The sequence below is a fragment of the Pseudomonas sp. GD04058 genome (genome assembly GCF_029836855.1).
Taxonomy (GTDB): domain Bacteria; phylum Pseudomonadota; class Gammaproteobacteria; order Pseudomonadales; family Pseudomonadaceae; genus Aquipseudomonas; species Aquipseudomonas bharatica.
Genome location: NZ_JAOECN010000001.1, coordinates 24,318 through 42,449 on the forward strand (window position 1 = coordinate 24,318; position 18,132 = coordinate 42,449).

Below are 18,132 nucleotides of genomic sequence, written 5' to 3' on the forward strand. Positions count from 1 at the left end.
ATGCGATACCCCGTCGTTCTCGCCCTGACCTGCCTGACCCTGACCGCCTGCCAGGGCAGCAATCCCTATGTCGCCAGCTCAAATCCCCTGCCCCCGGCGCCGCCACAGGCGGCGAACACCTTCGATCGCAGCGCCTACCCTGCCCCCGCCCGGGATTACGGGCGCTACCGCAACTGGAGCTGGCGCGACGGCCGGTTACCGGCGGGCAGCGCGTCGATCGACCCGGCGCAGTTGGCCGAGGCGGTGAGCAATGCGCTCGACCAGCGCGGCCTGCGTCCGGCCCGCAATGGCCTTGGCGATCTGCTGGTCAGCGCCGACATGCACCTGGAAAGACGCCTGCGCCAATACCGCGACGATGATTACTATCCATATGGGCCATACGGTCCCTATGGTGGCTACGGCGGCATGGGCTATGGCCGCGGCCCTTACGGCAGCGGCTACGGCATCTACGGCAGCGTGCCTGTGGTGCGCACCTATGAAGTCGAGGTCATGGTGGTGCGTGTCGATCTGTTCGATGCCGGCAGCGGCCAGCCGGTCTGGAGCGCCAGTGCCGAGACCGCCAGCCAGGGCTCCCTGGCCGAGCGTGCCGATGCCCTGCGCGAGGCCGTCTATAAAGCCATGAGCGGCTATCCTCCCAGCTAGGCCTTTGGAGAATCATCATGTTTCGACGTCTCGCTTTGCTGTCCCTTATGGCGCTGCTCGCTGCCTGCCAGAGCAACAACGTGTCCCAGGACTTCGACGCCAGCCGCGATTTCGCCGGCTACCGCAGTTGGAGCTGGCAGGAGCCTGCGCTGCAATATCGCCCGGACGATCCACGGATCAAGAGCGACCTGACCGAACAGCGCATCCGCCAGGCGGTCAGCGGCGAACTCGACCAGCGTGGCCTGCGTCCGGCCCCGGCCGGTAGCCGCGGCGACCTCAAGGTGCAGACCTACCTGATCGTGGAAAACCGTCACCAGCAAATCACTACCCAGTACGGCGGAGGCTGGGGTGGTTATTACGGCGGCTACTGGGGCGGCCCGGCCTTCAACGAAACCCGCACCGTGGAGTACAAGGTGGCGACCATCCAGATCGACCTGTTCGACGGTCGCGACGGCAAGCTGGTCTGGCGCGGCAGTGCCGAGCAGGTGATGAACCACTACCCGCCAACGCCGCAAGAACGCAATTCGGCGATCCAGAAGACGGTGGCGCAGGTGCTGGCCAACTATCCGCCGCATTGACCCGGCACCGCGGGGTCAGGGGCTAGAGGCGACTGGCCATATCCTTGGCTACACTCCTTGAACGCACGCGACGTGCACGGCATGTGCCGGCAAAGGAGTGCTCGTGTCTCCCCGATTCGCGAAACGCCAGCGCGGCGCCATCGGCCTGGCGGCTGTCCTGACCCTGGCCATGGCCCTGGTCTTCGGCCTGGTGGCCGTGGACGGCGGGCGCTTGTACATGGAGCAGCGCAAGTTGCAGCGCGTGGTCGATATGGCCGCCCTGGAAGCGGCCGGCCAGAGCGCGACCTGCAACGGCGTCGGGCCCCAGGCCGCAACCCTCGCCAACGTCAGCGCCAGCCGCAACGGTTTCAGCGTCGGCAATGGCCGGACCCTGGTCACCACCTGCGGCAGCGTCACCACAGGCGCCGCCAGCCGGCGCAGTTTCAGCGCCAATCCAGCCATCGCCGAGGCCATCAAGGTGGACGCCACGAACAACGTCGCCACCAGCATCGCCTCCGGCATTCGCAGCCTGGTCGCCGGCCAGGCGATCCCCGCCACCACCCAACTCCACGCCCACGCCGTGGCCGCCGCACCGCTGCCGCCACGGGCCATGCTGCGCCTGCGCTCGACCCTGGCGACGGTGGACTCAAGCAAATCGGCGCTGCTCAATGCCCTGGTCGATCCGCTGGGCGGCCGGGTAAGCCTGAACGCTGCGGGCTGGCAGGGCATCGCCAATACCGACGTCAAGCTCCTGGATTTCCTCGATCAACTGGCGATCGACGTGAACGTCGGCGCCGGCCGTTACGACGAGTTGCTCAGCAAGAACCTGCACGCCACCGATCTGATCCGCGCCACCGCCACGGTGCTGTCGCGCAGCGGCGCAGCGGCGGACGTGATCACCAACCTGGGCAGGGTGGTGGTCGGGGCCGACAACAGCACGCTGATCAAGCTCGGCGATATTCTCGACCTGCAGAACGGCACCTCCACATCCGGCCTCGATGCAACGCTCAAGGCCATCGACCTGGTCCAGGCAGCCGTGATGCTGGCGGCGAAGAACAGCGCGGCCGTGGTGCAGATACCGCTGAGCCTGCTCGGCCTGGTAAACGGCACGATCCGGGTGAAGGTGATCGAGCCGGAGCAGCTTTCCGCCATCGGCAATCCGGCCACGGACGTGATCGAGGTGCATACGGCGCAGGTGCGCGTCCTGGCGTCGCTCGACCTGCCCGTGCTCGGCACCATCGCCGGGCTGGCCAACGCCGTGCTCAACCTGGCAACGCCGCTCACCAACATCATCAATCCGCTGCTCGGCCTGAACCTGCAAGGCACCCTGCAATCGGTGGGCTGCCTGATCCTGGTGCCCTGCAAGGTCAGCGATATCCAGTTGGTGCCCGACGCACCGCCGCACTTGGATATCGGCCTGGAGGTGGCTTCGGCGACCAGCCAGGTCACCGGCTACAGCTGCGCCCCGAACAAGACGCTCACCGCCGCCACCCAGACCGCCACCGCCCGGGTGGCGATCGGTAAGTTCGCCACGCCGAACGATTTCTTCGTCACCGGCAACGCGGCGGTGCAGGCCATCCCGTTGATCGACTTCGGTACCAATGTCTGCACCAAGCTGACGCTGCTGACCCTGGGCTGCGGAACCCGGGTGCCGTTCGCCGGCGGCGGGGTCGGCATCAAGGTGAACAGCAGCGTGGTCGGTTCACCGGCCAACAGCGCGTCGCAGTTCTGGAGCGGAGCCACCGCGCCGCCCAACCTCAACCAGCCGGCGGTCTACCAGAGCACACCGGGCGCCTCGAATGCCGTCACCAGCCTCGGCGCCACCTTCAGCGGCATTCAGCTCCTGGCCTACCAGCCACAGGGAGGAAACCCGCTGGGCCAGGTGGTCACCGCCGCCACCAGCACCCTGAGCAATGTGGTGAGCATCCTCGTGCCGCAGATCACCACCCTGCTCGGACGCATCACCGATCCGCTGATCAATGCGCTGCTCAAGGTGCTGGGCATCGATCTGATGGTCACCGACGTCGGCGCCAACCTCGATTGCAGCAACAACCGGGCTCAGCTGGTGCTGTGAAGCGGCAAGGCGATCACGAAGCGCGCGCCATGGGCACCGTTATCGACACTCAGGCTGCCGCCCATGCTCTCGACGATGCGGTAGCTCACCGATAACCCCAGGCCGGTGCCGACCCCGACGGGCTTGGTGGTAAAGAACGGTTCGAAAATGCGCTCCAGCAGACGCGGCTCGATACCACCACCGCTGTCTTCGACGAACAGGCGCAGCCACTGCCCGTCGCGCTCGCCCAGCAGCGAAATCCATGCCTGCGCGGGTTTCTTCTCCAGCAGCACATCGCGCGCATTGACCATCAGATTGATCAGCACCTGTTCGAGCTGGTCCTGATGGCCGTGCACCTGGCCCTCCAGCGGATCGCCAAGGCGCACGTCGATGCCCTTGCCGGCCAGGCCGTCGGCCAGCAACGAGAGCGCCCCTTCCACCGCCAGCCAGGGTTCGAACAGCGACTGCTCGACCTCCGAACGCCGACCGAACACGCGCATGTGATCGACCACCCTGGAGGCCCGTACCACCTGGGCGTCGATGCGCTTGAGTTTTTCCTGCAGGTACTCGATGTCCAGGTCGCCGTTTTCCATGCGCTTGAGCGCATTGACCACGGCCATGCGCATGACATTGAGCGGCTGGTTGATCTCATGGGCCAGGCCCGTGGACATTTCGCCCAGGGTCGCCATCTTGGCGCTCTGCAGCACCAGTTGCCGGGCGCGCCGGACCTCGGTGTTGTCGCGGCCCACCGCCTGGATCTCCAGCAGTCGCCCCTGCTCGTCGAACAGGCCGCGGTCGGACCAGATCCACCAGGCATGCTGGCGCCCCGGCAGTTGCAGGCAGACTTCGTCGCTGCTCACCGGCGCCTGCGGGCTGAGCGCGGCGATACGCTGCACGAACAGCTCGCGCTGCTGCGCCGACATCCAGTCGCCGAGGTTCATCCCCGGCAACCGGGCCGGGGTGCACTCCAGGTAATCGGCCAGCGGCTGGTTGCCGTAGAGCAGTTCCAGGTCGGGTCGATAGCGGCAGATCATCGCCGGCGAGTCCTCCACCAGCACCCGGTAGCGCTCCTCGCTCTGGCGTATGCGCTCCTGGGCCTGGGTAGCCTCGGTGACATCCAGCCACAGGCCCACCGCCTCCACCGGCAGGCCCAGGTCGTTGCGCAGCAGGCGCGCCTCGTCGAGCACCCAATGCCAGCCACCGTCGCGGTCGCGCAGACGGTAACGGCTGCGCACCTGCCCCTCGCGCAGCAGGGTGCGGGTGCGCTCCAGCCACAGTGGCTGGTCGTCCGGGTGCACCCATTGCGCCGGCTGCAGGCGCTCGTCCGGCGCAGTGCGCCATCCGAGCAAGGGTTGCAGGCTGGCGCTGAAGAATTCCGCGAGCAGGGCCCCGTCTTCGTAGCGCTGGATATAGATCACCGCCGGCGAACTGGCGATCAGGTTTTCCAGGCGCGCCTGGGCGGCGCTGGCCTGCTGCTCCTGCTGCTTGATGTCGCTGATGTCGAGCATGAAGCCGTGCAGGCGCCGGTTATCACCCTGGCCGGTGATCTCGCCGCACAGGCGGTACCAGCGCCCCGTTTCGCCGAGCAGGCGCAGGCACAGTTGCAGGCTGTCGCCCTGGCGTTGCAGGGCGCTGAAGGCCAGCAGCGTCGCTTCACGGTCGGCAGGATGGACCAGGGCCAGCCAGTCGGCCAGGCTGATCCTTAACGGCACGCCAAAACCGGCTGCCAGGCCCGGCGCCAGGTGCAGGGTCGAGTCCTGCGGCGTCCATTCCCACCAGCCGGCGCCGAGCAGGCCCTGGACGGTGTCCAGGCGCTGCTGGCTGGCGTGCAGGCGATCACCGGCAAGGCGTGCCAGCAGCGGTTCGAGCAGCGCGTCGGCAAGCAGCAACGCATCGTCGTCCAGGCGCTGGCCACCGGCGTCCTCGCAGAGCAGCCAGGCGCGCACTTGATGTTGTTGGGTATGGGGCATCAGGTAGAACGGCAGTTGCAGCGCCTGCAATGCCGGCTGGCCGGCACTGTGGGAGAGATGTGCAGCAGGAAGCGCGTCGAGCAGCGGGCTCAGGCGCGATTCATTCAAAGGCAATCCGCCTCCGCTGTGGACGAACGACGTCCAGCCGTTGCCGCTCGGCAGCAGGATCACCGCCCAACTCGCCCGCCAGTGCCAGGCCAGGCGTTGCAACTGCTCAGCGGCCTCTTCGGTCAGCCGTTGCAGGCTGCAATCACGCAGGGCCGCAGCGATCGCCCCGGCCAGCAGTTGCTGCTGACGCGCTTCGGCGCCCTGGCGCTGTTGCTGGATCAGGTCGCCGATATCGAACAGTTGCAGCAACCAGCCATCGGCCTGGGCCAGCAGCCAGCCGCGGGTGTGCAGGCTATGCCCGGCAGCGGTGCGCAAGTCCAGGTCCAGCGGGTGCGCCTGCCAATCCGCCGGTTCGCCCTCAAGGGCCAGCAGGCTCTGCGGCTGCACGTAATCACGCAAATGGGCCGGCGACTGTGCGGGCAGTGCCAGGGCCGTGCGCAACGGGCCGCCCTGGCGCAATACCCGGCCTTGGACGTCCAGCCAGAGTTGCAGGCCGACGGCCGGTGGGCTCAAGGCCTGTGACCAGTCCCCGGTGTCGCCGGCGCGGGTCCGCCAACGGTCGAAAAGCCCCGGGCCGCCGTTCAAAGCTGCAGGCTCGCTTGCGAGGTCAGGGTCGCCGGCAACCGCGGCACCTCGCCGATACCCGGCAACACCAGGATCGGCAAGGTCGACGCCAGCTTGGCCTTGCTGTAGTGCACGCTGACCGTCAGCAGGCGGCTGCCGCTAAGGGTCACCGTGGCGTCCGTGGCGAACTGGAAGCCCAGCGAACCCGGCAACCACGCCAGTTGCTGTTCCAGGGTCTGTTTGGCCAGTGCGTTGACGTCGGTGGCGTAGGTGGCGCTGGCCGGGTCCAGGGCCACGCACCGGCGTACCGCCTCGCTGCTGGCCTGGTTGAACGACTGCACCATCAGCATCGGCAGGCTGTAGCTGAGCAGCCCGTAGAACACCGCGAAAAACATCAGAAACACGATGGCGAACTCGATGGCCACCGCACCTTTTTGCCGTCCAGCGAGGCTTGCTTTCATGATCGCGTCTACCCTGACAGAGACACCTCTACTGACAAATATAGAATCAATCAGACCAAGGGATGGCGATTCGCCAATGCAAAGTCTCGTCCTGCTGTTGTGGCTTGCCCTCTGCGCCGAACAGGATGTCCGTGAACGGCAGATCGCCAACACCCTGACCCTCGGCGCCGCCACCTTCGCCCTCGTCTACCTGTTCGTCACCGGCCACACCTGGATCGGTGCCGAACCCGCCGATGCCGCCCTGGCCCTGGCCCTGGTGATGGTGTTAACCCTTCCGGGCTATATCCTTGGTCGGCTCGGGGCCGGCGATGTGAAGCTGCTCGGGGCCCTGGCCCTGGCAACCGACCAGTGGTATCTGCTGGGTACGTTCATCGGTGCCGGGGTCACGGTGCTGGCCTGGCTGCTGGGGCGACGCTGGGTGTGGTCCCTGCTCAATCAAAAGCTTAAGAAGCGCCTGCGTGAACTCCAGGAGGAGATGTCAAAAAAACAGCCGTTCGCGCCGTTCCTGTTTAGTGGCTTTTTGCTCGCACTTTTATGGATCCATTAGTCGCCTGGGCCCTCTAACCCGGTGTCACTCCTTGTAAATAATCGAAAGGAGCGACTACTTTCTAGTTAGTGCCCCACCGTGACCGGGACCGCTCCTTGGCAGCATTCAGGGAGGGCACTTCAGCATGGAGTCGCGATGCAAATGCCAGCCAGCCAAGTGAAAGTCCTGGTCGTCGATGACCAGCGCGAGATCGTCGAAGAGCTCTGCGAATTCCTCGAAAGCAGCGGTTACCGTTGCGTAGCCTGTTACTCAAGCGCCAATGCCATCGAACGCTTCGTCGCCGACCCGACGATAGGCTTGGTGGTGTGTGACCTGAACATGCCCGAGTACGACGGCATCGAACTGGTTAAGGTACTGAAGAAGAAGGCGGGACAGGAGCGGATCTTCGAGGCAATCATGCTCACCGGTCGTGCCGAAAAGCAGGACGTGATCAAGGCCCTGCGCCAGGGGTTCGCCGACTGGTATCAGAAGCCGGTGGACGTGCAGGAGTTGCTGGAAGGGATCAAGCGGCAGGAAGCCGAGTTGCTGGCCAGGCAAAAGGATTACCACCAGTTGGGGCACTTGAACCAGAAGCTGAAGACCCTCTCCGAGTCCATCGAAGGCCTGTACCAGGACCTCGACAAGGCCCGCCCGCATGCCCAGGCAGACGCAGCAAGCAGCGAGGACTGCGATGCCGACAGCGATGCCATTCCCTCCATCTTCGCCCCGCTATCGCCACGCCAGCTCGACGTGGCCCGGCTGGTCGGCAAGGGCAAGACCAACTACCAGATCGCCTGCGAGCTGGGCATCACCGAGAACACGGTGAAGCTGTATGTCTCCCAGGTACTGCGCCTGACCCATATGCACAACCGCACCCAACTGGCACTGGCACTGGCGCCGAGCGGGTCGGCGTTGCGGCAGAGGGTTACCGAACACTGAGTGCTGTGGTGTGTTTGATGGCCTCATCGCTGGCAAGCCAGCTCCCACAGGTTCAGCACAGGCTTTGAGACTTGTGCAATACCTGTGGGAGCTGGCTTGCCAGCGATGAGGCCATCGGACGCAATGCAAGGCTAGTTGCTTCCTCCCCCTTTAGCCCCGCCACTGTCCATCTTCTCCCACTTGAAGACCTCCGGAATCTTGTAGTCATACACCTTCAACCAGCGCTCCATGCTCTTGTCATATTCCCGCGCCGTCTGTGTCTGCGGCTTGTCCGAGGCGTGCAGCCCGCGTGGCTGCAACTGCAGCCAGGTTTCAGTGGTGAGCTGCGGTTTCGACGACGGCCCGGGCGGCATGGCACTGGCGAGCAACGGCAGGCTGGCAAGCAAGGTCAGGGTAAGAATACGAGCCTTCATGACGGACTCCGGGGCGGCTGCGCGCCGCCAGGTTTGAGTTGCTCGGCACGGGCCTGGGCCTCGCTGAACTGCGCGGCGCTCAGCCCCAGGCGACTGACCAGGTCGGCGGCCTGCTGCCACTTGTCCTGGTAAAGCAACAGGGTGACCAGGTTGACCGCCGCGAGACGGTCGTCCTTGAGCTCGATCGCGGTGAGGAATTCGAAACGCGCCTTGTCCAGCTCACCCTGTTCGAGATATATCACCCCGAGGTCGTTGCGGATCTTTTCGTCGGTTGGTGCCAGGCGCGCGGCGCGCACCAGGTGCTGGCGGGCCTGGACCTTGTCGCCACGGTCCGCTGCCAGTTGCCCCAGGCCATGCTCCGCTTCGGCGCCCATGCAGGTGCCCAGCAAGCCGCGATACAGCGGTTCGGCCTCGCTGCTCCCCAGCAGCCGCAAGACCTTGGCCTTGCGCACCCGCACCTGGATCAGGTTGTCCTGCATTTCCTCGAGATGGGCCAGGCTGGCATGGGGACGGCCATCGGCAAGCAGTTCATCGGCCATGTTCAACCCCAGCTCCTGCGACGAATCGGGGCGGGGGCAGGCGCCGGGCGTGGTCTGTGCCAGCCAGGGCACGCCAGCCTGCCCGGCACAACCGCTCAACAACAGCACGCCAACGATCAATCCCGCTATTTTCATGCAGCTCTCCCGGTTCAGGAACTGAAGGCCCGGGCCAGGGCGGTGAGCCCGGGGCCGGCCAGAACGATCAACAAGGCGGGAAACAGGAACACCATCATGACGATGGACATCTTCCCCGACATTTTCGAAATCCTTTCCTGCAGCCGGGTCAGGCGCCGGTCGTCGAGCAGTTGCTTGAGCGCCAGCAGCGATTTCATCGCCCCGCCGCCCTGCACCAGCAGTTGCTGGAGGATCACGCAGGTGTCGCTGAACTCGTCCACCGACAGCAGCCTGGCCGTCTGCTCCAGCTCCGGCGCCAGGGCCAGGCCGGAGTCGACCCTGACCAGTATCAGCCGCAGCTCTTCGCTGAGTACCGGCAGCAGTTGCCGGCCTTCGGTACTGAGGATGCGCAGGCTCTGTTCCACGGCAAGGCCCGAGTCGAAGAGGATGCGCAGCAGCGGGATGAAGCTGGAGACTTCCTCGGCAATCTGCCGCTGCCGTACCGCCGCCGCCCAGGCGAGGATGCGCTTGGGCAACAGGTAGCCGATGCCCAGGCCGAACATCGGCAACAGCCAGGGTGTGTGGCTGGCCGGATAGGCAAGCTGCTGCACCAGCACGGCCGCCAAGGCTGCCACCAGCGGTACGCCGACCTGCAGCGCAGCGTACAGCGAACGCTGGCGCGAGCGCCGCCAGCCGATACGGTCGAGCAACATGCGCGTTTCGCCATCCAGGCTCAGCGAACGCTGGGCCAGGGCGCTGCTGCCCAGGCGCTGCAGCCAGCCGTCCTCACGGGCTTGCTCGGCCTGCTTGCCTTGCAGGCGCAGGGCGATCACACGCTCGCGGCGATGCTGCCGGGCCAGGGTCGTCAGCAGCAGCACAAAGGTGAGGAAGAACAGCACGGCACTGATCAGCAAGGCCATTTCAGATACTCCGCAACATGCGCCACAGCGCGACGCAGCCCAGCACCTGCAGGATGAACGCCGCCAGCAGCATCATCTGCCCACTGTGGTTATTCCACATCGACAGCAGGTAGCCGGGGTTGGCCACCATGAAGTAGCCGACCATGCAGATCGGCAGCAAGGCCAGGACCATCGCGGTCATCCGCGTCTCGCCGGTCATCGCGCGCAACTGGCGGGCGCCCTGCTCGCGTTCGCGGATCAGCTTGATCAGGTTTTCCAGCAACTCGCTGGCATTGCCGCCATAGCGGTGGTTGATGCGCAAGCCGAGGGCGAAGACGCGGAATTCGTCCTGGGCATACAGCTCGGCCAGGTCGTGCAGCGCCTCATCGAGGCTGGCGCCCATCTGCACGTTGCGCTGCACCCGCTGCATCGCGCTTTTCAGGGGGTCGTCGGAAATCTCCACGGCCCCCAGCACTGCGTCGTTCAAGGTGCGTCCGGCCTTGAGGCTGCGCACCGCATGGTCCAGCAGGGTCGGCAATTGTTCGATCATCCGCCGCAGCCGGCGGTGATAGCGCCAGCTCATATACAGGCGCCACAGCAGCGGGCCAAGCACCAGCATGATCGCCGCCCCCGGCCAGCCCGCCAGACCGCCCGCCAGGACAATCAGCAGCAGCCAGGCCGCACCCCAGAGCATGAAGCGGTCACCGCGCTGGTCGAAGCCGGCGCGCAACAGCAGCAGTTCCAGCGAGCCGCGGGCCGGTTCCTGCAGCGTCGCCGGCTCGGGCAACTGCCCCAGGCGCTGCAAGGTACGTTCGGCCGCGGCCTTGCGAGCGCCGTGATAGAACAGCCCGACCGACGCCGCGAGCAACGCCAGGCCGAACAGGCCAAGCACTACCGCGATCATGGCGCCGGCTCCAGGTTGTCCCGGCGCAGCTTGTCACCGGCCGGGTTGACCGCCTCACGCACGAAGCCACCACCGCCACGGCGGTCGAAGCGGAACAGGGTATTGGTGACATACACGTCGTCACGCAGGCCGACGACCTCCAGTACCTCGCTGATGCAACGACGCCCGTCGGGTAGCCGGGTCAACTGGATGACCACGTCGAGGGCGGCGCAGATCATCTGCCGCAGGGTCTTCTCCGCGACCTGGCGTCCGGTCAGGCCGACCAGGGTTTCCAGGCGCAGCAGCGCGTCCTGCGCAGTGTTGGCGTGCACGGTACTCATGGAGCCGTCATGGCCGGTGTTCATGGCGGTCAGTACGTCGATCACCTCGACGCCGCGGATCTCGCCCAGAAGAATGCGGTCCGGGCGCATGCGCAAGGCGTTACGGATCAGTTCGCTGGCCTTGATCTCGCCATGCCCCTCGGCATTCGGCGGGCGGGTTTCCAGGCGTACCACATGGGGGTGATCCAGCTGCAGTTCGGCTACGTCCTCGATAGTCACCAAGCGCTCGCGAGGGCTGATCAACTGGCTGAGGATGTTCAGCAAGGTGGTCTTGCCGGTGCCGGTGCCGCCGCTGACAAGAATGTTGCAGCGCTGGGCCACGGCGTTCTCGAAGAACGTGAGGATCGCCGGATCGATGGCACGGGTCGCCAGCAGGTCGGCGCTCTTGAGCATGTCCTTGCGGAACTTGCGGATCGACAGGCAAGGCCCGTCCAGGGCCACCGGCGGAATGATCGCGTTGACCCGGCTGCCATCAGGCATGCGCGCATCGACCATCGGCGATGATTCATCGAGACGCCGCCCCAGCGGCGCGAGGATGCGCTGCATGACCCGCTCGACATGGTGCGCATCGATGAAACGCAGGTCGGTCTGGTGCAGCACCCCGGCCCGCTCGACGAACACGCGAAACGGGCCATTGACCAGGATCTCGGTGACGCTGCTGTCGCGCAGCAGCACTTCCAGCGGGCCGAAGCCGGTGAGTTCGTCCACCAGTTCCTCGGCCATGCGCTCCATTTCATAGCGCGACAGTGCCAGGTGCAGGCGGGCGATGTACTCGCCGACCTGCTCGACCACGAACTGCGCCAGGGCCGGCCGCGAACCTTCCAGCAGGTTGCGCCCGGAATCCTCGATGGCATCGATGATGTAACGGTGCAAGGCGCGCTTGAGCGCCTGCGGATCGGAGCCAAGGTTATGCCGCGGGCCGCCGAACAGTTCATCGCTGCTCATGCTTGTGTCCCCAGAGCCGGCTCAGCCAGCCATCGGGCTTGGGCTTGACGTTCTCGGAGCGTCGCGCCAGGCGCTCGCCCAGGGTCTTGAGGCCCTGGGTCAGGTGGTCCCGCGGGGCCAGCTCGAACAGGCTCAGGCCCTGGTTGCGCGCGTTCAGGCGCACTTCGGCGCTGGCCGGCAACTCGCTCAGCACCGGCAGGGCAAAGCGCTTGCCCAGGGCCTCGGCATCCGGGATCACGCTGCGCAGGTAGCGGTCCACCAGCAGCTTGGCGTGCTCCAGGTTCATGCCCTTTTCCCGCCAGGTATTCAGGACTTCCAGGTTGCGCCGGCACTCCAGCACGTTCTGGTCGGTGTACCAGATCAGCTTGTCGCAGTGGCTGACGAAGGTGCGCAACGCCTCGCAATCCGCCTGCCCGGTGAGGTTGACGATGATGTGCTGGAAATGCTGGCGCAGGGCACTGAGCAACATGTACAGCTCGGCAGCGCTGGTGCGCTCCAGCGGCTCATCGCCCGGGGCATAGGCAAGCAGGCGCAGGCCATTGCTGTCGCGGGCGAAGGCGCTGTCGATCAAGGTGCTGTCGAGTCGGCGCAGGTGGCGCAGGGCATCACCGAAATGAAACGACGCCTCGACGCCGAGCAGCGCCAGGCTGTCGCCGCGGGGCAGGCCAAGGTCGAGCAGCAAGGTCTGCTGGCCGCTCTTCTGCACCACCTGCCCCAGGTGCACGGTCAGCAGCGCGCCGTCGGAACCGCACTGGGTGCCGTACAGCACCGTGAGGCCGCCAAGGTGCGGGTTGGTGGTTACCGGCGGCAGGCGCTTGCTCAAGCGCCGGACCAGCCCGGCCACCTCGCTGGCACGCGAGCCGTAGGCGACGAAGTCGCGCGCCCCGGCACGCATGGCATTGAGCACCAGCTGGTTATCCATGCCGTCGCCGAGGGCCACGATGGCCAGCATCGGCTTGGCCTCCAGCACCCCTTCGATCAGCGCGCACTGGTTGACCACATGCTCGCGATCGAGGCCGATGAACAGCAGGTTGGCGAAGGTCACGTCAACCAGCGCCAGCAACTCGTCGAGGCTGCCGTTGCCGGCCCCGACCACTTGTCCAAGGGGCGTCAGGGCCGACTGCAGCCATTGCAGATCGCCCTCGTTGCGCGTCAGCGCCAGGAAGGTCTGGCTCAGGCTCTCGCTCATCGGGATAACCCACTCTTGCGATCGAAGTCGCCGTTTTCCAGGAAGAACAGTCGGCCCCAGCTCGGATCATAGGTACGCAAGCGCTCGCCCGGCAGCTCGGGCAACTGCGCGTTCGCCGCCAGGGGCTGGACCAGGTGCGGGGTGACCACCATCAGCAGTTCGGTCTCCTCGCGCTGCACCGAAGACTGGCGGAACAGCGCACCCAGCACGGGGATGTCGCCAAGACCGGGAAACTTGTCCACGGCGGAACGGTTGCTGGTGTTGATCAGGCCGCTGATAACGAAGCTTTCGCCGTCGGCCAGGGAAATGCTGGTGTCGGTACGCCGGACCTTCAGCGCCGGCACGGTGATGCCGGCGATCTGCACGGCGTTGCTGAAGTCCAGTTCGCTGACCTCCGGTGCCACCTTGAGGCTGATGCGATCGCGGCTGACCACGGTCGGCGACAGCGCCAGGCGGATCCCGAATTCCTTGTACTCGATCGACAGGCTGTCGCTGCCGCTGCTGGGCACCGGGATGGGGATCTCGCCACCGGCAAGGAAGCTGGCGGTCATGCCACTGAGCACCGTCAGGCTGGGGCGCGCCAGGGTATAGGCGAAGCCGGTGTTCTCCAGGGCGTTGATAGCCGCGAGGAAGCGGCTGCTGCCCCCACCCCAGACAATATTGAAGGCGCCGTTATCAAGCGGGATCAGCGGAGTATTCACCGGTACGTTGCCAGGCGAGACCACGGTGCCCGGCACGCTGCCCGGGGAACCGATGAGCGAGTTGTTGGAGCCCTTGTAGAAGAGCCGCGCCCCGGCTTCCTTGAGCTTGGTGCGGCTGACTTCGACGAAGCGGATATCGGCCTGGATCTGCATCGGCAGGTCAGGTTCCGGCACAGGAGTGGCGAGCATGTCCGCCGAGGCCCGCCCACGCACGAAAACCATGGTCTGGCGCGGCGTGCTCGAACAGGCGGTCCACAGGCTCAGGCTGGTGGCCCCGGGCCCCATGGCGGTGAGCAGCACGGCATCGTTGCCCAGCCCATGCACGTCGGCCACCTTCGGATCGCCCACCGCGGCGCGGCTGATGCCCACCGGCAGGCGTAGTTCCTGCTGCAGGCCCTGGTCGATCTCGAGGGTCGCCGGTACCCGCGGCAGCGCCGCACAACCGCTGCTCGCTGCCAGCGCCTGGGACAGCGGCAGCAAGGCCAGCAGCGCGGCGACCAGGGTTACGGAACGGATGGGCGAGGAACGATGGTTCATCGAGGGTGCATCCTTGCTCAATTCAGTGAAGTGACTCGGACGTTTGCGCGCCGCGAATGATCTCGATCCCGCGCCTGGGCGCCGAGGCGGCCACCGGCACGGGCGCCGGCGCGGTCATTGCCAACTGGTTGAAACGGTAGAGCTGGCGATTGGCATCGTCTGCGGCACGCACCGCGGTTTTCGGATCGGCCCAGAAATCCGCGAGCGACTTTTCTTCGGCGCTACGTACTGTCAGCCCCAGCTTGCCGCCCTGGGCGGCCAGGGTCAGGCGGCTGGCGAGCACTTCGGGCACGGCCAGCACCACGGTGCGCGCCGGAGTCCGGCGTTTTTCCTCACGGGCCTTGGGATCGGGATCGACCGGCTCGGCGGAACGCCCGTCCCTGGCCACGCCGATCTGCTGGCCGACACTCAGGACCCGCAAGGCCGGCACAACTACCTGCGCGCTGGCCAGGGGGTTGTCCGTTTCTTCACGCAGGAACACCAGCACATCCACGTAGTCGCCGGGGCGTAGATAACCGGCGGCTCCGCTGACCTCATCGACTGCCACGGTCAGGGCGCGCTCGCCGGGTTCGATCATCCGCGCCAGCGGGCCGCCGGCCTCGAAGCTGCTTTCCTCCAGCCAGGTACCGGCCGGCAGGTCGCGCCGGGGGCTGCGCCCGGCAACCTGTTCAAGGGTCTGGAAACTACCGGCAGGCGCCACCAGCAGGCGCTCGACGGCGAGGTCATCGGTGTTCAGCGGCTGGTTGGCGGCGACGTCGCGGCGCAGCACCACCACGGGTTTGCGCAACTCGTCCTGGGCGTTGTTGACCACCTGGGTGACCGGCTGGGCTGCCGGTTGGGCGACGGGTGCGGAAGGTTCCGGATGTTTGCTCAGGACCATGCCCCAGTACCCGGCAATGATCGCCCCCAAGAGAAACAGTCCGGCAAGAATCAAGGTGATGCGACTGCTCATGGCTGGCCCTCCCTGCCTTGTACCGCAGCCCGTGACTTCTTGTTTAACAGGCTCACCCGCACGCTTTTGGAAGTAATTATTTTGCTATTTCACGGTAGTCCAGCTAAGACAAAACGCCATTACGGCACGGCAAAATTTTCCTTGTGACGTGCATCACGTTCTGAAAACAACGGCTTATTGACGTCGGCTTTGCGCTATCACTTTCGGGTTAATGCTTTCTTACATTTGCTCAGGTGTTATCTCTTGACGATGCTCTGATGGCGAAGGGGAATCATGTATGCCCCCGTGTTACGGCCTTCTGGCGCAAGGAGCTACATCATGTCGGTAAGAAAGATCATTCAATCCATTCGGACGTTCTGCCAGCGCACGGACGGCGCATCGGGTATCGAGTACGCATTGGTCGCGGCCATGGTCGCGGTGGCGCTGGTGGCGTTCGTACCGACCATTTCCGAGGGAGTCACCTCCATCTTCACCAGTATCCAGGGCGCCCTGCCAACAAGTTGATGTCGATGATCGTCCGGCGGGGCGAGCACGCCGTTCCCCGCCGGCTCACTGCAACTGCCTGACAGGACCGCGCCATGCCAGCTTCGCAGCCACGTGAACAGTTGCTTTTGGTGGACGATGAAGAGGAAGCGTTGCTTGAACTGGCGGAACTACTGGAAAACCAAGGCTTTCGTTGTCATGTCGCTACCTCGGTGAAGGTTGCGCTCCAGCAGTTGACCCGACACCCGGATATCGCCCTGGTCATCACCGACCTGAACATGCCGGAAGAATCCGGTATTTCCCTGATCAAACGCCTGCGCGAACACACCGCGCGCCAGCACCTGCCGGTGATCGTCACCACCGGGCATGCCGACCCCGACGTGGTCGGCGAGCTAAGGAAACTGGACGTGCTGGACCTCTTTCGCAAGCCCATCTACCACATCCGTTTGCTGGAGACGCTGGGCAATCTGTTTCCGCTGGATGTCTCCCAAGGCAAGCGGGCGGTGCACTGACCCGCTCACCGCCGGAGACCGGATCCGTAGGAGCGTGGCGATACCTCACAACTGATAACTGAAACTCACGGTAAACCGCGGCCGCCGGTTGAAGCTGTCCAGCGCGATATCGGACATCGGCTTGGCCACCTCCAGCGAGATGTTGTAGTAGCGCGCATCGCCAAAACGCAGGCCAAGCGCTGCCGAGGACATCTTCGAGTCCTGAACCTGCAATTCATTGAACCAGGTCTTCGCCGCGTCCAGCACTACATAGGGCTGAAGCAACTTTACCCACTCACCTTCACGTCGAAAGCTGTAGTTGAGTTCGTAGGCCGCCCCCCAGCCCTTGTCGCCGGAGGCCTGGTCGACCGGGTACCCCCGACCGAAGTTTTGCCCCCCAAACACCGCGCGCTCGCTGTCGGGCAGACTGTCGTCGGTCCAGTACAAAGCCGCAGAAACCACCCCCTGCCAGTTGTCGGCGAAGCGGTCGCTCTGGACGCCGGAAAGGCGCAGGCGGAAGAAATCCAGGTCATAGTCGGCGTCGGTGTTGGCACCAAAGCGGTCGAAGCCTTGGTACACCCCGGCGCTGAGGATGCGCAGTTGCCGGTCCGTGGCCTTGCGCCAGTCCCCCTCGAAGGCCAACGCACGGATATCGGTCTCGATACTGACCTTCTGCGAGCCGCGCAGCACCCGGTAATCCGTGGTGTCGTCCACCGCGTAAAAACGCGCCGACACACCTAGCCACTCGTTGGGCGACGCGATCAGGGGGTGGTTGAGACCTATCGAATAACGGTCGTTTTCCCGGTGCTGCTTGAGATCGACGCCGTTGTCCAGGCGGATCACCGCGCTGGGATCGCTACGATAGCGCGAGGCCGACAGCGCCAGTTGCGTGCCTTCGCTGTTAAGGTATTGCGAATAGTCAGCACGGAAATAGTGCTCCTTGTCCTGTCCGGGTGGCGCCAATACACTGACGCTCAGTTGTTCTGCGAGCGCCGTTTGCGCGTTGCTGCTGGCACCCAGCAGTACCTGAAGATCGTCGCGGCTGCTATCACTGAGGCTCATAGTGGTCGTGAAAGGCTTGCGCGCGGCCTGCACGAACAGTTTGCTGGCCCCATCGGTGGTCGAAGGTGGGGGCACTCGCGCCTGCAGGGTGATACCGGGCACCCGGCTCATCAGGGTGGTGTAGCGGTCGAAGGTTTTTCGGGTCAGCGGGCGCTCGGCCTTGAGCTTGGCAACGAGCTTTTCCAAGTAGACCGAGACCCGACCGATATCACCCTGCATCTCGTGATCGCGAATATAACCCTCGACCAAAACCACACGCAGGCGACCTTCGGCAAAATCCTGCACCGGCAAAAAGGCGTAGGACAGCAGATAACCATCCTGCTGGTATCGCTGGGTCAGACGCCGGGTGGCCTCGATCAGATCGGCGACGGTGACCTCGCGGTTCAACAGATCCTTGTAATTGTCACTAAGTTCGCTTAGCGGGTAGACGCTCCCCCCCTCGATACGCACTTTGCGGATCAGGACCCGGGTGTTCATCATCAGCGCCTGAGGCTGACTGGCTGCGGGGGTCGGCATTTGAAGCTGCGGTGTGGACGGCCGAAACGCATCTGCCGGCAGATTGGGTGCCGGCAGGTTGCGTTCGGTTTCGTTGCTGTTCAGAAAAGTGGGAAGTGGCTCGGCCTGTAGCGCACTTACCCAGGAAAGACTCACTAACGCGATTGCCATCGACCGCATAGGACACTCCATCATCCTGAAAAGTACGAGGGAACCAAGACGGTTCCCTCGTCAGACTCAAGCGTAGGTGTTGCCCGTAAGATCGTCT

General features: G+C 65.0%; 18 protein-coding genes. 7 read left to right on the plus strand and 11 right to left on the minus strand.

The annotated features are described in order from the left end of the window. The 3 genes from N7650_RS00130 to N7650_RS00140 all read left to right on the plus strand — a co-directional run bounded on the left by N7650_RS00130 (position 1) and on the right by N7650_RS00140 (position 3,273). On the plus strand, positions 1-642 hold the full coding sequence (locus N7650_RS00130; protein ID WP_279896397.1) for a DUF4136 domain-containing protein: 642 nt from the start codon (positions 1-3) through the stop codon (positions 640-642). A 17-nt stretch (positions 643-659) separates the two neighbouring features. Beyond that, positions 660-1,220, plus strand: a complete 561-nt coding sequence (locus N7650_RS00135; protein WP_009400805.1) for a DUF4136 domain-containing protein — start codon at positions 660-662, stop codon at positions 1,218-1,220. 103 nt (positions 1,221-1,323) lie between these two features. Further along, positions 1,324-3,273: a pilus assembly protein TadG-related protein gene (locus N7650_RS00140; protein WP_279896400.1), complete on the plus strand. Its 1,950-nt coding sequence runs from the start codon at positions 1,324-1,326 to the stop codon at positions 3,271-3,273. Here the strand turns inward: N7650_RS00140 and N7650_RS00145 are convergent. Continuing rightward, positions 3,258-5,843, minus strand: coding sequence for a PAS domain-containing sensor histidine kinase (locus N7650_RS00145; protein ID WP_279896401.1), 2,586 nt, complete (start codon positions 5,841-5,843; stop codon positions 3,258-3,260). The genes N7650_RS00140 and N7650_RS00145 overlap by 16 nt on opposite strands. A 68-nt stretch (positions 5,844-5,911) precedes the next feature. Continuing rightward, a complete protein-coding gene (locus N7650_RS00150) occupies positions 5,912-6,355 on the minus strand; it encodes a TadE/TadG family type IV pilus assembly protein (RefSeq protein ID WP_037060614.1) in 444 nt (147 codons plus the stop codon). A gap of 76 nt (positions 6,356-6,431) precedes the next feature. Between N7650_RS00150 and N7650_RS00155 the strand changes: the two genes are divergently transcribed. Both N7650_RS00155 and N7650_RS00160 read left to right on the plus strand, forming a co-directional pair. Then, positions 6,432-6,902, plus strand: coding sequence for a prepilin peptidase (locus tag N7650_RS00155; RefSeq protein WP_279896403.1), 471 nt, complete (start codon positions 6,432-6,434; stop codon positions 6,900-6,902). A gap of 135 nt (positions 6,903-7,037) precedes the next feature. Beyond that, the gene (locus tag N7650_RS00160; protein ID WP_279896405.1) at positions 7,038-7,820 is read left to right on the plus strand and encodes a response regulator transcription factor; all 783 of its coding nucleotides are present in this window, start codon (positions 7,038-7,040) and stop codon (positions 7,818-7,820) included. Between the two features lie 131 nt (positions 7,821-7,951). On the opposite strand, the gene N7650_RS00165 is transcribed toward N7650_RS00160, so the two are convergent. The 8 genes from N7650_RS00165 to cpaB are packed head-to-tail and all read right to left on the minus strand — an operon-like array spanning position 7,952 to position 15,333. Next, on the minus strand, positions 7,952-8,233 hold the full coding sequence (locus N7650_RS00165; RefSeq protein ID WP_279896407.1) for a DUF3613 domain-containing protein: 282 nt from the start codon (positions 8,231-8,233) through the stop codon (positions 7,952-7,954). Further along, entirely contained in the window at positions 8,230-8,907 is a 678-nt protein-coding gene (locus tag N7650_RS00170; protein ID WP_064301598.1) for a tetratricopeptide repeat protein, read from the minus strand. Before N7650_RS00170 ends, N7650_RS00165 begins: the two co-directional genes overlap by 4 nt. A gap of 14 nt (positions 8,908-8,921) precedes the next feature. Continuing rightward, positions 8,922-9,806, minus strand: a complete 885-nt coding sequence (locus N7650_RS00175; RefSeq protein WP_279896410.1) for a type II secretion system F family protein — start codon at positions 9,804-9,806, stop codon at positions 8,922-8,924. Between the two features lies 1 nt (position 9,807). Next, positions 9,808-10,689, minus strand: a complete 882-nt coding sequence (locus N7650_RS00180; RefSeq protein WP_064301596.1) for a type II secretion system F family protein — start codon at positions 10,687-10,689, stop codon at positions 9,808-9,810. Continuing rightward, on the minus strand, positions 10,686-11,954 hold the full coding sequence (locus tag N7650_RS00185) for a CpaF family protein (RefSeq protein ID WP_009400785.1): 1,269 nt from the start codon (positions 11,952-11,954) through the stop codon (positions 10,686-10,688). The genes N7650_RS00180 and N7650_RS00185 overlap by 4 nt, the downstream gene beginning before the upstream one ends. Further along, positions 11,941-13,143 (minus strand): hypothetical protein, encoded by a 1,203-nt coding sequence (locus tag N7650_RS00190; protein WP_009400781.1) that lies wholly within the window; start codon positions 13,141-13,143, stop codon positions 11,941-11,943. The genes N7650_RS00185 and N7650_RS00190 overlap by 14 nt, the downstream gene beginning before the upstream one ends. Then, on the minus strand, positions 13,140-14,381 hold the full coding sequence (locus N7650_RS00195) for a type II and III secretion system protein family protein (RefSeq protein ID WP_279896413.1): 1,242 nt from the start codon (positions 14,379-14,381) through the stop codon (positions 13,140-13,142). Before N7650_RS00195 ends, N7650_RS00190 begins: the two co-directional genes overlap by 4 nt. Positions 14,382-14,403: 22 nt before the next feature. Then, positions 14,404-15,333 (minus strand): Flp pilus assembly protein CpaB, encoded by a 930-nt coding sequence (gene cpaB, locus N7650_RS00200; RefSeq protein ID WP_009398752.1) that lies wholly within the window; start codon positions 15,331-15,333, stop codon positions 14,404-14,406. Positions 15,334-15,651: 318 nt separating this feature from the next. On the opposite strand from cpaB, the gene N7650_RS00205 reads away from it, so the two are divergent. Next, positions 15,652-15,837 carry a Flp family type IVb pilin gene (locus tag N7650_RS00205; RefSeq protein WP_279896417.1) on the plus strand — a complete coding sequence of 62 codons (186 nt, stop codon included), beginning with the start codon at positions 15,652-15,654 and terminating at the stop codon, positions 15,835-15,837. 74 nt (positions 15,838-15,911) lie between these two features. Next, positions 15,912-16,328, plus strand: a complete 417-nt coding sequence (locus N7650_RS00210; protein WP_009398748.1) for a response regulator — start codon at positions 15,912-15,914, stop codon at positions 16,326-16,328. A 45-nt stretch (positions 16,329-16,373) separates the two neighbouring features. On the opposite strand, the gene N7650_RS00215 is transcribed toward N7650_RS00210, so the two are convergent. Then, positions 16,374-18,044 carry a ShlB/FhaC/HecB family hemolysin secretion/activation protein gene (locus tag N7650_RS00215; protein ID WP_037060013.1) on the minus strand — a complete coding sequence of 557 codons (1,671 nt, stop codon included), beginning with the start codon at positions 18,042-18,044 and terminating at the stop codon, positions 16,374-16,376. Between the last annotated feature and the right edge of the window lie 88 nt (positions 18,045-18,132).

Coding starts and splice junctions, on each gene's coding strand:
- N7650_RS00130 (WP_279896397.1), top strand. CDS start 1: ATGCGATACCCCGTCGTTCTCGCCCTGACCTGCCTGACCCTGACCGCC.
- N7650_RS00180 (WP_064301596.1), bottom strand. CDS start 10,689: ATGATCGCGGTAGTGCTTGGCCTGTTCGGCCTGGCGTTGCTCGCGGCG.
- N7650_RS00135 (WP_009400805.1), top strand. CDS start 660: ATGTTTCGACGTCTCGCTTTGCTGTCCCTTATGGCGCTGCTCGCTGCC.
- N7650_RS00190 (WP_009400781.1), bottom strand. CDS start 13,143: ATGAGCGAGAGCCTGAGCCAGACCTTCCTGGCGCTGACGCGCAACGAG.
- cpaB (WP_009398752.1), bottom strand. CDS start 15,333: ATGAGCAGTCGCATCACCTTGATTCTTGCCGGACTGTTTCTCTTGGGG.
- N7650_RS00155 (WP_279896403.1), top strand. CDS start 6,432: ATGCAAAGTCTCGTCCTGCTGTTGTGGCTTGCCCTCTGCGCCGAACAG.
- N7650_RS00185 (WP_009400785.1), bottom strand. CDS start 11,954: ATGAGCAGCGATGAACTGTTCGGCGGCCCGCGGCATAACCTTGGCTCC.
- N7650_RS00160 (WP_279896405.1), top strand. CDS start 7,038: ATGCAAATGCCAGCCAGCCAAGTGAAAGTCCTGGTCGTCGATGACCAG.
- N7650_RS00150 (WP_037060614.1), bottom strand. CDS start 6,355: ATGAAAGCAAGCCTCGCTGGACGGCAAAAAGGTGCGGTGGCCATCGAG.
- N7650_RS00195 (WP_279896413.1), bottom strand. CDS start 14,381: ATGAACCATCGTTCCTCGCCCATCCGTTCCGTAACCCTGGTCGCCGCG.
- N7650_RS00175 (WP_279896410.1), bottom strand. CDS start 9,806: ATGGCCTTGCTGATCAGTGCCGTGCTGTTCTTCCTCACCTTTGTGCTG.
- N7650_RS00210 (WP_009398748.1), top strand. CDS start 15,912: ATGCCAGCTTCGCAGCCACGTGAACAGTTGCTTTTGGTGGACGATGAA.
- N7650_RS00205 (WP_279896417.1), top strand. CDS start 15,652: ATGTCGGTAAGAAAGATCATTCAATCCATTCGGACGTTCTGCCAGCGC.
- N7650_RS00215 (WP_037060013.1), bottom strand. CDS start 18,044: ATGCGGTCGATGGCAATCGCGTTAGTGAGTCTTTCCTGGGTAAGTGCG.
- N7650_RS00170 (WP_064301598.1), bottom strand. CDS start 8,907: ATGAAAATAGCGGGATTGATCGTTGGCGTGCTGTTGTTGAGCGGTTGT.
- N7650_RS00165 (WP_279896407.1), bottom strand. CDS start 8,233: ATGAAGGCTCGTATTCTTACCCTGACCTTGCTTGCCAGCCTGCCGTTG.